This is a genomic window from Piscirickettsia litoralis (assembly GCF_001720395.1).
Classification (GTDB): domain Bacteria; phylum Pseudomonadota; class Gammaproteobacteria; order Piscirickettsiales; family Piscirickettsiaceae; genus Piscirickettsia; species Piscirickettsia litoralis.
In genome coordinates this window covers 2,626,488-2,639,143 of the sequence record NZ_MDTU01000001.1, presented here as the reverse complement: position 1 = coordinate 2,639,143, position 12,656 = coordinate 2,626,488, and the positions used below count along the sequence as shown (strand labels likewise).

The 12,656-nt window shown below is 41.2% G+C and carries 10 protein-coding genes and 2 pseudogenes; 3 read left to right on the top strand and 9 right to left on the bottom strand.

Annotation, left to right across the window (positions count from 1 at the left end; translation table 11 throughout):
- The first annotated feature begins 68 nt into the window (after window positions 1-68).
- The 3 genes from BGC07_RS13105 (at window position 69) to BGC07_RS13095 (ending at window position 5,787) form a co-directional block, all read left to right on the top strand.
- Window positions 69-4,283 carry a beta strand repeat-containing protein gene (locus BGC07_RS13105; RefSeq protein ID WP_069313468.1) on the top strand — a complete coding sequence of 1,405 codons (4,215 nt, stop codon included), beginning with the start codon at window positions 69-71 and terminating at the stop codon, window positions 4,281-4,283.
- 378 nt (window positions 4,284-4,661) lie between these two features.
- Window positions 4,662-5,204, top strand: coding sequence for a hypothetical protein (locus BGC07_RS13100; RefSeq protein ID WP_069313467.1), 543 nt, complete (start codon window positions 4,662-4,664; stop codon window positions 5,202-5,204).
- Window positions 5,205-5,331: 127 nt separating this feature from the next.
- Window positions 5,332-5,787 carry a hypothetical protein gene (locus BGC07_RS13095; RefSeq protein WP_069313466.1) on the top strand — a complete coding sequence of 152 codons (456 nt, stop codon included), beginning with the start codon at window positions 5,332-5,334 and terminating at the stop codon, window positions 5,785-5,787.
- Between the two features lie 212 nt (window positions 5,788-5,999).
- Here the strand turns inward: BGC07_RS13095 and BGC07_RS21245 are convergent, their stop codons facing one another.
- From BGC07_RS21245 to BGC07_RS23930, 9 genes and pseudogenes are all read right to left on the bottom strand, one after another.
- Window positions 6,000-6,176, bottom strand: a complete 177-nt coding sequence (locus BGC07_RS21245; protein WP_201258148.1) for a hypothetical protein — start codon at window positions 6,174-6,176, stop codon at window positions 6,000-6,002.
- Window positions 6,177-6,391: 215 nt separating this feature from the next.
- The gene (gene gloA2, locus BGC07_RS13090) at window positions 6,392-6,790 is read right to left on the bottom strand and encodes an SMU1112c/YaeR family gloxylase I-like metalloprotein (protein WP_069313894.1); all 399 of its coding nucleotides are present in this window, start codon (window positions 6,788-6,790) and stop codon (window positions 6,392-6,394) included.
- A gap of 203 nt (window positions 6,791-6,993) precedes the next feature.
- Complete coding sequence (locus BGC07_RS13085) at window positions 6,994-7,284, bottom strand: ComEA family DNA-binding protein (RefSeq protein ID WP_069313465.1); 291 nt, start codon at window positions 7,282-7,284, stop codon at window positions 6,994-6,996.
- A gap of 90 nt (window positions 7,285-7,374) precedes the next feature.
- Window positions 7,375-7,635, bottom strand: coding sequence for a lipopolysaccharide assembly protein LapA domain-containing protein (locus BGC07_RS13080; protein ID WP_069313464.1), 261 nt, complete (start codon window positions 7,633-7,635; stop codon window positions 7,375-7,377).
- 122 nt (window positions 7,636-7,757) lie between these two features.
- Window positions 7,758-9,428 (bottom strand): 30S ribosomal protein S1, encoded by a 1,671-nt coding sequence (gene rpsA / locus BGC07_RS13075; RefSeq protein ID WP_069313463.1) that lies wholly within the window; start codon window positions 9,426-9,428, stop codon window positions 7,758-7,760.
- Window positions 9,429-9,482: 54 nt separating this feature from the next.
- Window positions 9,483-10,170: pseudogene (cmk, locus tag BGC07_RS13070) on the bottom strand ((d)CMP kinase).
- On the bottom strand, window positions 10,167-10,523 hold the full coding sequence (locus BGC07_RS23670; protein ID WP_317135132.1) for an aminotransferase class V-fold PLP-dependent enzyme: 357 nt from the start codon (window positions 10,521-10,523) through the stop codon (window positions 10,167-10,169). Before BGC07_RS23670 ends, cmk begins: the two are co-directional and overlap by 4 nt.
- On the bottom strand, window positions 10,484-11,257 hold the full coding sequence (serC, locus tag BGC07_RS13065; RefSeq protein WP_317135131.1) for a 3-phosphoserine/phosphohydroxythreonine transaminase: 774 nt from the start codon (window positions 11,255-11,257) through the stop codon (window positions 10,484-10,486). The genes BGC07_RS23670 and serC overlap by 40 nt, the downstream gene beginning before the upstream one ends.
- 15 nt (window positions 11,258-11,272) lie before the next feature.
- Window positions 11,273-12,656 (bottom strand): annotated as a pseudogene (locus BGC07_RS23930) (DNA gyrase C-terminal beta-propeller domain-containing protein); the annotation flags it as partial.

Sequence of the window (12,656 nt, the reverse complement as noted above, 5' to 3'; positions counted from 1 at the left end):
TTTAACTTTCAGGTTTTAGGCATTTAAATTGCAATGTATAAAATTGTTTATCAAAAAAGTTATATTCAGTGGCTAAATCAAAAACAAAACTTCCTCCTTCACCCTTTCAGCAGTCGGTGCTTTTTGCAAGCCTAGCAGTAGCTTTAGGAGGGTTTGGAGTAAATACACACGCAGCAGCGAGTACAATTGTTGGAGGAGCTGCTATAACGGCTGGCACGAATATGACACAAACAAATGCCACCACAGCCACAGCAACAGCAGATGACGCAACTGCATCCACAACAGCGGCAACAACAAACGTTACAATTACAACAGACGACCAATCTACAATCTTAAATGTCAGTGACACTACAGCATTGACCGGCACGATTTTGGTTGCAGATACTCCAGCAAGCACAAAGACTTCAACAATTAACTTAACCGTTGGAGATAACGCCGGAGCCATTGATTTGGTTACACACTCTGATACAACAGGGGTAACAACAATTAACATTTCTGCCGCCCAAACAGCATCGACAACGAATCAAATCATTGACTCCAGCTCTGCAACAGGCGCAGTGACGGTTAATTTAACTGCAGGAGGTTCTGCAATTACAGCAGGTAATGCCAGTGCAGTTAAAGCCATCGGAGCAGACGTTACTTTAAGTTTAGCATCGGGTACCACGCTAGACAGCAGCGCTCTTGGCACAACTGGAGTTGTTACAAATACGACAGGGTCCATTGATGTTGTAAACTCAGGCACAATTGATACGACAGCAGGCAGTATCGCACTATTGACCACAGGAGCAGGTTCGGGTGGAGCAACAGTCACGGGAGGGAATATTAAAATCAATAATGCAGGTGGCTTCATTTATGGCAGTACAAATGTTGTTGCGACAGGTCAAGCGGATAATGCAGCAGGGGTTGGAATAGCAGGAACCTTAACCATAACCAATAATACAGAAACTGCCGGGGTGCTTGTTTCCCAAGTAACAGGAGGAGATGGCGGAGGCAATTCGACAGGCGCGGCTTCAAATGGGGGTGCGGTTACAATTGATGCAAACTCAGGAGCTATTGGCAGTATATCTAGCACGGCCACAGGCGGTAGCGATGGTGGCTCTGCTAATGATGGCGGTAGCGCAGTGGGCGGAGCAATTACAATTGTTTCTAACTCTGCATCAGGACTCACAGGAAGCATTACTTCTACGGCAGCAGCTGCTGCTAATGGCGCTGGGAATGGTAGCTCTGGCAGTGCGACTGGCGGTGATATCATAATTGTCAGCAATGCCGGGTCAATTACTGGTGCGATTACCTCAACAACAGGTGTTGCCACTGATGGTGAAACCCTAACAGCTGGCGATGTCATTGTGAGCAGCAACACAGGTACAATTTCCTCAATCGATACTAATTCAGGCTCAGGCATTGATGGCAAAATGGTCGTTACAAATTCAGGAACGGTTACAAACACATTAACCGCAAGTAGTGTTAATAGCGCTGATAGTTTAACAATGAAAGGAACATCTTTAGTCGGTGGCAATATTACAGGAATGGATTCTATCGTTGTTGATGGCGGCGCAGTAGCAACCTTTAATGGAACCATTGTTTCTGGCGGTGGCAATGATGACAATATTACTGTTGGTTCAGCAAGTTCTGGAGGCACTGTAACGTTTAATGGCGCAATTGGGGTGAGTGTTACAGGAGGCGATAGTGATGATAAAGTGACTCTATCAGCGAACCACTCAACAATAGGTAAAACAATCAATGGTGGCTCAGGAAATAATACCCTCGTATTAAACGCATTAGACAGAACAGACGTCAATGCACCAACTCTTAAAAACTTTAGCAAACTTGAAATTGCCGGGGCAGGCACTAAATTAGCGGCGGATATTGTTGCTGCGGATGACCCAAATGGTATGAATATTACCCACTTTACTGTCAATACAGGGGCTACAGGATTTGATTCTAATAATAAAATTGTAGACGCGACCAATGTAACCTTAAAAGGCACTTTAGGTTCAGCGTTAACCCTCGGTGAGAGTGATCAAACAGTCATCCTGGAGGATTCTGGCACATTAACTGAAACTATTGACGGTGGCTCAGGGCAGGATACCTTAACATCACGTGGCACTTCAGGGATCAGCAATATCAGCAACTTTGATAGTTTAACGATTGAGTCCGGCACACTCACGTTTAATGGAAATGCCATTCTAACGGGCAGTAAAAAATTGACCCTTTCAGCAGGGTCAACCCTCGAAACCACTAAAGCCAAAACGATAAATTCAACGGAAAACCTCTTTAATGGCACATTAAAAGGTGATCTAACGTTTGCAGCAGGCACAAATGCAACGATTACGGTTGGAGCAGGATTTAATACGAATGCTGCGAATGATCTTATTGATGGCGAATCAACAACGGATAATGATATATTAATTGTAAATGGAACAGTGACTTTCGTTACTTCAGGAAATAACCAAACACCTCAATTGGGAGCCATTAACAACATAGAAACAATGATAACAAATGATTCGGTGATTTTATCAGGTTCAGTAAGCAATGTTTCAACATTCACTAATCATGGAACGTTACGCCTGACAAATGGTAGCGGAGACTATAGCCTTGATAAACTAGAAAATATAGGAACTTTAGATATCTCGTCGAATGGAAATAATCCGACGATTAAATCATTAAGTGGTAATGGTGATATTTACTTTAATGGTGCAGCAGAGGCGAATTCACCCACGTTAACGATTACAGAAGATTATACACATCAAGGCGACCTTAAAGTTATTGCAGACGCAACGACCCCCAATAATATTGTTGCTACATTGACGGCAACAAATAGTTATGTACAACCTTCTGGAAAAATTATTATAGAGGCTTTACCTGCAAATCAAGCCGCACTTGACCAAACGACACTCACATTGATTGGCGATCGCATTAATTTAGCGGGCGCTAAAATTATTGTTGGCAAGTCCGCAGCAGTTAATACAGAGAAGTTTGCTGACGGTGAAACAATTGCAATTATTGATGCTTCTAAAGTGAATATATTTACAAATGGAAGTCTAAAACAAACAGCATTTTTACCATTTACTTCACTCACTCAAAATAAAGTAACTACCATAATTGCGAGCGGCGCCTCAAAAACAGTCGATCAGGTGGTTGCTGACCGCTTTATCGCTTTTGCAAATCAGAATTTAGATCATTATTCTAGCGCGACAACAGGGCTTACTCATTCGAATATATTATCCAATGCAACCCTAACGATGACTCAAAATGAATTAGATAATTTCATGTTTCAGGTAACCCCCGATGTTTCAGGTTCTAACACTCATACTGTTATCAATGGACTGAATACGTTTGCCGGCGCTAATGGCGTTTTACAACGCCGCATATCTAGGTTACGCACACACCCCCATGTCACAGGTGTTTCAAGCGGTTCTAAAGTTATTCGACACGGAGTATGGGGTGAGTTTTTCGGTGGTAAAATCGATGACAAAGGTCATGACGAAGTGTTTGGCTATAATGCCAATACTTATGGCGTCGCTTTTGGTGCTGACTCTTTGGTTGGAGAAAATATGGCTATCGGCTTTGCGTTAGCTTATGCCCAATCCGCAGTAGATACCAATGTTCGATTACAAAGCTCTAACATTAACAGCTATCTCGCTAGCCTGTATACAGGAATTAATGTCGATAGATTTTTTATTAACGGCAATATAACTTTTGGCGTGAATGAATACAATTATACTAACCAGCTCACAGGCGATAATGCTATCGCACAAACATTAGCCGCTAAATATAATGGCAATGTTCTGTCTGCAAATGTTGCAACAGGCTACAACCTCCCATTGTCTCAAGAACTTTCTGTAACAGCTATAAGCTCCTTTAGTTACACATATGTTGATGCCGAAGAATATACTGAGACTAGCTCAATTACGGTTGGCAGTGCTGCCCAAACAATTAATCAAAAGCCAGTACACGCTATCCCTGCAGGTGCGGGCCTGCGTTTGGCTTATCATTTACCATTAGAAACGGGTTCAATCATACCTAGCTTTCAATTAATGGCATACCACCAAACAAATACTGGCGTTGACTATCAAACTTCCCTTGCAGGAGCGGTAGGCAACCCGTCTGCTTCTGGCGTTTTAATTGAAGGGGTTAAAGGAGCTCGTAACATCCTTTCTGCTCAACTTGGCTTAAAAATGAAATTTAGTGAAAATTGGCTAGCCTCAGCTTCTGCTCAATATGACTGGGGATCTAATTCATCAATGCATAGCGGTTCTATTAAGGCACGTTATCGCTTCTAATTGATCTTATCTGTGTCCAACTCCTAATAAGTCTGACTCAAAATAAACATTCAAAACCAGTTAAAAATACTTTTAACACAAATTAAAAACATGAAGACTATAGCTCATTCAAACCATAATCCATAATAATAACTCTCTTGCCCTATTCAGCATCAATGAAAACACCAAAAAAACCATCAATCGAAAACAATTATTAACTAAAGATTAAAAGACTTAATTATTTTAAATTAACGATCTAAAATACCAAGAAAGATAATTAAAACAAACAAGGAATTAAATATGATGGTGGATTAAAAATTTAATTTAATATTTTTCAAGATTCATGATTTATTATTAAACGACCTATAAAATGACAAGGTGTTATTATGCGCAAAAAAAATGGATTTTTTATATCTAATATCAGCTTTGCTCTTTTCTCTTATTTCAAATGTTAATATTGCTAATACTGCCATACATCACTGCCTTAATAAAGAATGTGCTAAACCCGTTCATGGCCTGCACCAAGGCTCGCCCTACTCTTATCAATCTTTTGAACAAAATGTCAGTGGTATTGTCTGGGCCCCCGACACACTTGATGACTCACAATTAAGATTTTGGGTCGTTAAGAACGGTCCCGGCATTGCCTGGCTTGTTCACTTAAATAAAATAAATAATAAATACTATAGTCAGGTGAGCCAAACTCTCTATGACCCTAGCTCTCAACATGATTTTGAAGGTGTTACTATTTTATATGATAATAACAATCAACCAAAGCCTAACCATTTATTTATCCTCAATGAAGGAGGCAAGAAAAAAGACTCTATTCAGTTTTATCAACTTCCCAAAGAATCCCTTATTTCAAGCAATCGTAATAATATAGAAAATATTAATCACTATTTAAAATACAAATGGAGCATCAGCCAAAAAATTAACCCATACTGAACCTCGCAATGGTTTAGAAGGTATTGCCTTTGTTCCTGACCATGTACTAGTTAAATCTGGTTTTAAAGACCATACAGGAAAAACTTACACACCAAGTCACAAAGCTCACTTTGGCGGTTTATTTTTTGTGTCTCACCAAACATTAAACTCTGATAGTTCTCACCTTAAAAATCATAAAGGTGCGATTTATGCATTCGAATTAAGGCCTGGTGGTGGACATTGTAGTTCGATGGCACAATATGATAAAAATTGTCGATTTATTAATGCAATTAATACAAACTATGAAGATAGCTCCGGTTTAGAGTACGATGCTGCAAGCGGTAAATTATACACTCTGCATAATGTATACAGTCATATTAACTCCGTACAATCTAACTATTTACGTATCGAAAAACTATCAGGCTGCAACGCCCAATCTCGCACTCAAGTCTGTTACCAATTTTCAGACCTAAAATCAGATAACAAAGGAAATACTGAGGGTATTGCAATTATTAATGGAAAAACTATTTTTTTAAGTCGTGATGGAGGAGTCAATCATCATGAAGTCGATGGCCGTGCAATTACCGCCTACTCAATAAAATAAACAACTGCAAGGGCTTAAGTTATTAAGCCCTATTTATATGCTTAATAGATAACACTCCATATTTTAGATTATATTCTCGAGTTATAAAATCGCTGCCGCACAAACTGCTATATTTTCTTTAAATATAAAAACAATCATTTAGTTATTTAAGGAAATTGCAGCGATCTGAAAGATCCGTATTTATTATAAAAATAAAAATCAAAAAACATTAATCAATAAGGAACAATTAGCCCGATTTTTCTTTTATGCTTTGTGATCTCAATAAAATGACCCTCTGTCAATAAATCTGTGACTACTTTTAAGTTTTTGTGCAAATCAGCTGAAGACACCCTAAAAACCTGCTGCCCATCAGACTTATAACTTGTTAATGGCAACTCTTTTACGTTCATAACCCATCCCTTGTATAACAACATCCTAAAAAATGCATAAATTACCCCGTTTTTACCGACCTTAGAAAAGGTAACAAAGATTTAATTAAAAATCTATAGTATAGTATACCTCTTTAGCTTCGCTTCCCACATAAAAATAATCAAAAACTTTATTAATTCAAGTATAGATTGTAAGCACCTCTGTGCTTTTTCAAAAATAATTTAATACAATTTATTTACCCTTGATAAAGCTCCAAAGGCAATCCATCCGGATCAGCAAAAAAAGTGTAGCGCCGCCCAGTCAACTCGTCGACTCTAATCGCTTCAACATCGATACTACACTGATTTAAATATTCAACCCACTCATCAATATCAGTGACGGCAAAAGCCAAGTGACGAAGGCCACAACCCTCAGGAAAACTTAGACGCTCTGGAGCATTAGGAAACGAAAAAAGCTCTAATTGATCACCACCAGCAAGTTTTAAGTCCAACTTGTAAGAATCACGCTTGGCACGATAAGTCCCAGCAATAATGTCTAATCCTAAAACATCACAATAAAACTTTTTAGATTTTTTATAATCAGAAACAATCAAAGCAATATGGTGGATTTTCCCTAATTTTAACCGTGTACTCATTATTTTTTCTTCATTTATACAATCTATTTTTTCACATAAAAACACCGCTGGTTTCAATACCACACAGCAAAGATCGCTATTTTACTATAAAAACAGCTTTGCGAACATATGGAAAATTACAAAAATAAAAACTTCTGTAAACAATAAATCAAAGACATCAATAAAGATAAACTTTGTAAAAAGTAAGAAAGGTAACGAACTGACTAAAAAAGCAGGCGAGATTTATTGCGAAGCACAAGTTGTTCGGATATCCCTTCAACTTTAGCTAAATCCTTTATTGATTTAAAAGGGCCATGCTCCTTGCGATAGTTAATAATAGCATGCGCTTTTCTCAGCCCACAGCCATTTAGCACCGTTGCCAGCGTATCCGCATCAGCATGATTCACATTCACCTGCTGCACAACGAGTTGTCCGTTAAAGTCAGCCTCGGTTGTTTCAGCAATATTGCCTCCTAGTAACGACCAAACCACCAAAAATGCTTTTACCGAACTCATAATAAATGCGACTTCCAGAAAATACCGTGTATCTTAAAGAGTAGCACAAGGCCGACTGACCGATGGGTCAAATCAACGGAAAGAAGCGCTCTAAACAATCATTGCTTTTGAACATTTAGCTGCCTTTTTTTCCAATGAACGGATTTTCATACGTAAATTAACAATCCTCTTCAAAAACAATAAAGAGCTAAAAGTAACTGCCAAAATAAAAACGATAGCAAGTAACAATGCCATTGGCATCCTAATTTCACCCCAATAATAATTAACAGCCACACTCTCCGCATTCAGCGCTGAGAATCCAGCAATAATTACAACAATAACCCCAAAAACAATATATTTAATAATTTTCATAATTCAAGCCTTCCCATAGCAATCGACAATTCGCAACAGAATTTAATTTTAAAACAATAAAAAAGGGCAACCACACAGGCCACCCTTTTATCGCGAATACTAAAAATAGCGATGAAGAAAAATTACTCGTCGTTATCTTTCGCTTGCGCTGCTTTGAAAAGATCACCTAGCGTCGCATTCACCGGCGCTTCAGCTTTTTCTTTGCGCGGAGCTTTTGTCGCAGCCGCTGCAGGTTTATCCGCAGACTGCTCAGCAGATGTCATAGACAAGCTGATATTACGGTTCTTACGGTCTACCGCAACAAAGTATGCAGAAACAGCATCACCGACTTTCAGCTCGGCAGCAACATCAGCCGTACGGATGAAGCCTTCAACACCTTCACCTAAATCAACAATAACACCTTTACCGTCAACTTCGGCAACCGTGCCTGAAACTTCAGCACCTTTCTCATTATCAGTGACGAAACGTGTGAATGGGTCTTGTTCAAGTTGCTTGATACCCAAAGAAACACGCTCGCGCTCTGAATCAACAGAAAGAACAACGGCTTCAACTTCTTCACCTTTCTTATACTTGCGAACCGCTTCTTCGCCATTCTCATTCCAAGAAATATCAGACAAGTGAACCAAACCGTCGATGCCGCCATCAAGACCGATGAATAAACCAAAGTCAGTGATCGACTTGATCTTACCAGAGACTTTATCGCTCTTATTGTATTTCTCAGAGAACTCTTTCCAAGGATTAGGCACACATTGCTTCATACCGAGGGAAATACGACGACGCTCTTCATCAATTTCAAGAACAAGAACATCAATCTCATCACCGACAGAAACCAATTTGCTTGGCATCACATTTTTGTTGGTCCAGTCCATTTCAGACACGTGAACCAAACCTTCGATACCTTCTTCAAGCTGAACGAAGCAACCGTAATCTGTGATGTTTGTCACACGACCACTTAGACGCGCTTCTTCAGGGTAACGGCCTTTAATCGCAACCCAAGGATCTTCACCGAGCTGTTTTAAGCCTAATGATACACGTGATTTATCTTTATCGAACTTAAGAACGCGAACATCGATTTCATCACCGATTTGCACCAATTCACTTGGGTGCTTGATACGACGCCATGACATATCGGTAATATGTAGAAGACCGTCGATACCACCTAAATCAATAAAGGCACCATAATCAGTTAAGTTCTTAACAACACCCTTAACTTTTTGACCTTCTTCGAGCGTAGACAACAGCGCATCACGCTCAGCACTTGTTTCTTGCTCGATGACTGAACGACGAGAAACAACGATGTTGTTACGTTTTTGATCCATTTTGATGATTTTAAACTCAAGCTCTTGACCTTCAAGGCCCGCTGGATCACGCACTGGGCGAACATCCACCAAAGAACCTGGCAAGAAGGCACGCATTGCTTTAACATCAACAATGAAACCACCTTTGACACGGCCACTGATCATACCACGGATTGTGTTACCTTCTTCGTACTCTTTCTCAAGCTCAGACCAGCTTTCTAAGCGTTTTGCACGCTCGCGTGATAAACGTGTCTCACCGAAACCATCTTCAACAGCGTCAAGAACCACTTCAACTTGATCACCGACTTGAACTTCGAGCTCGCCCTTTTCGTTCAAGAATTGAGTTGTTGGAATAAAGCCTTCAGACTTTAGACCTGCATTGACAACAACAACGTCCTTTTCAATACGAACGATTGTTCCAGTCATTAAACCACCGACTTTAAAATCGGAACTAGCGAGACTTTCTTCAAAGAGCTGTGCAAAACTTTCAGACATAAATTTGATTCCCAGGAAACAATAATTAAGTTTAAATAAGCCAAAGCAAAGTGGTTAGGAGAGCCTGGTTGATATCTCTTCCAACACGATCTTAACGACTTCAGCAATACCCAAATCTGTCGCATCAATCACACGTGCATCCTCGGCTGGCCGAAGTGGCGCAATGGGCCGATTCATATCACGTTGATCCCGCGCAGAAATCTCCTCTCGGAGGCGGTCTAGGTTAGCATGAATGCCGCGCCCTTGCAATTGTTTGTGGCGGCGCTCAGCACGAATCTCAGCAGATGCCGTTAGATAGATTTTCACAGCTGCTTCGGGGAAAATCACCGTGCCCATATCACGGCCATCGGCGACCAGTCCTGGTGCCTCAGCAAATGCGCGCTGGCGCTCAAATAAGCCATCCCTTACCGTAGCTAACTTGCTCACTTGTGAGGCTTTTTTGACTCGTTTCATCAGCACGCACTTGTGCAGTTTGATCAACACCAGCCAAAATTACAGCGACTCCGCCTAAAGGATCCGCGCTAAAACGAATATCTAAATTCTCAGCAAGCTGACCTAAAGCAATCTCGTCATCGAGAGCAATCCCTGCTAACTCAGCCGATACCGCCACAGCCCGATATAGGGCACCGCTATCGAGTAGATGCCAACCAAAATGCTCAGCAATACGCTGCGCGATCGTCCCTTTACCCGAGCCACTCGGCCCATCTATCGTAATAATTGGCAAATCTTGTTGTTCTTTCATTGCTGTTTTTCAAACTCTTGCATAAATGAAATCAGCGCATCAACACCTGCTTCTGGCATTGCATTGTAAATGCTGGCGCGCATACCGCCAACACTGCGATGACCTTGTAAAAACTTCAAACCCTGCTGATCTGCACCTTGCAAAAAACGACCTTCTTGACTTTTATCTGCCAATAAAAACGGCACATTCATCCAAGAACGATCAGCTTTTACTACCTTATTCGAATAAAAATCACTTTGATCAATGTAATCATAAAGCTTTTGCGCCTTACGCTGATTAATCACGGCTATATGATCGACACCGCCTTGCTGCTCTAACCATTGCAAGACAAGATGCGTCGTATACCAAGGCACACAGGCCCCGTATTCGACAATGATCGCTCCTGATCATGGTGTAAATAAGAATATAAAGTCGGCGTGTGTTTTAGCTCTTGGCCGAGCAAATCACGACGAACAATGACTATCGTTACCCCTGCAATGCCTAAATTTTTCTGCGCACCAGCGAAAATCAAACCGTGCTGATTCACATCCAAGGGTCGCGAAAGCAAAGTCGATGTTGCATCCGCCACCAGCGGCACCCTACCTGTTTCCGGAACAGTATGAAACTCTAAACCATGAATCGTCTCATTTGGCGTATAATAGACATAAGCCGCTTCTGGGTTAAGCTGCCAATCTTGCTGCTCTGGCAGGTGAATCAACCCCTCTGTGGTTTTATGAATATCACCGACAATATTTACATCACAATAGCGCTGCGCTTCTTTATAGGCTTTTTGCGACCAAGTTCCCGTTAGAAAATAATCGGTCGTTTGCTTGCCGCGAAGTAAATTCATCGGCACCATCGCAAATTGATGACTCGCACCACCGTGTAAAAATAGCACCGCATAATCATCAGAAATAGCCAATAACCGCCTTAAGCGTGCTTCTGATTGTTCAGCAATCTCAGCAAATAATTCAGTTCGATGGCCGATCGAACCCACAGAAATACCTGTGCCCTTATAATCAATAATCGCTTCTTGCAAAGCTAATTCAACCTCTCTGGGCAAGGCCGCCGGGCCTGCAGAAAAGTTATAGATCTTTTTTACTCCCACAACCGAGTCCTTGCTCTAATCTTCATCGTCACTATTTGCATTTTTATCGATATTATCAACATCAGCATGATTAGTCTCAGGGCTGCTATCGCTTAAAGCATCAGATTCACTGTCATCAATCTCATCATCCAAATCAACCTCTACAACAGGTTGAACACTAACAAGCTTCTCTCCATTGGATAAATTAATGAGCTTAACGCCTTGAGTGTTTCGGCCGACTTGTGAGATTTCTTCTGCACGTGTACGCACTAAGGTACCACCATCGGTCAACAACATCACTTCATCAGAACCCGTCACAGCACTTGCTCCAACCACAGCACCATTACGCTCGCTCACCTGTATAGAAATAATGCCCTGACCCCCACGACCTTGAACGCGATATTCATCGATCTTCGTCCGCTTACCAAAACCATTTTCAGTCACGGTTAGAATATCACCTTCAACCGGTGCAATCACACTTGAAATCACCCGCTGCTCATCGGATAAATTAATCCCTTTCACACCGCGTGCATTACGCCCCATCGCCCGAACATCCGTCTCAGGAAAACGAATCACCTTACCACTATTGGTAAAGAGCATCATGTCACATTCACCATGCGTCAAACTGACACCAACTAAACGATCACCCTCAACAAGATCCAAGGAAATAATGCCACTGACACGTGGGCGAGAAAATTCGGTCAAGGCCGATTTTTTTCACCGTGCCTTTTTCTGTGGCCATAAAGATGTACATACCTTCTTTATACTCACGTACCGGCAACATCGCCTGGATTTTTTCATCTTTCTCTAACGGCAATAAATTAACAATCGGCCGGCCTTTAGAAATTCGACTCGCCTGCGGCACAGAGTAAACTTTAAGCCAATACAATTTACCATAATTCGAGAAGCACAATAGCGTATCATGCTGAGCGGCAATCACTAACTGCTCGATAAAGTCCTCATCTTTCATGCTCGTCGCGCTCTTGCCACGTCCACCACGACGCTGAGCTTGATAAGTATCTAGCGTCTGGGTTTTAACATAACCGGCATGCGTTAACGTCACCACCATGTTTTCATCAGCAATCAGATCTTCCATGCTTAAATCTTCTTGAGATGCACGGATTTCAGTGCGGCGCTCATCACCAAACTGTTCTTTAACTAACAATAAGTCTTCACGAATCACCTCAAGCAAACGCTCACGGCTGGCTAAAATTGCGAGGTATTCTTTAATCTTTTCTAATAACTCTTTAAATTCACCAAAGATTTTATCTTGCTCGAGACCAGTTAGTCGATGCAGCCTTAAATCCAAAATCGCTTGGGCCTGATCAGGTGATAAACGATAGCCGTTTTCAACCATACCAAAATCAGCTGCCAGATCATCAGGGCGCGCTGCATCACGACCAATTTCTTCAAGTAAATT

Coding starts and splice junctions, on each gene's coding strand:
- BGC07_RS13100 (WP_069313467.1), top strand. CDS start 4,662: ATGGATTTTTTATATCTAATATCAGCTTTGCTCTTTTCTCTTATTTCA.
- BGC07_RS21245 (WP_201258148.1), bottom strand. CDS start 6,176: ATGAACGTAAAAGAGTTGCCATTAACAAGTTATAAGTCTGATGGGCAG.
- gloA2 (WP_069313894.1), bottom strand. CDS start 6,790: ATGAGTACACGGTTAAAATTAGGGAAAATCCACCATATTGCTTTGATT.
- BGC07_RS13085 (WP_069313465.1), bottom strand. CDS start 7,284: ATGAGTTCGGTAAAAGCATTTTTGGTGGTTTGGTCGTTACTAGGAGGC.
- BGC07_RS13080 (WP_069313464.1), bottom strand. CDS start 7,635: ATGAAAATTATTAAATATATTGTTTTTGGGGTTATTGTTGTAATTATT.
- rpsA (WP_069313463.1), bottom strand. CDS start 9,428: ATGTCTGAAAGTTTTGCACAGCTCTTTGAAGAAAGTCTCGCTAGTTCC.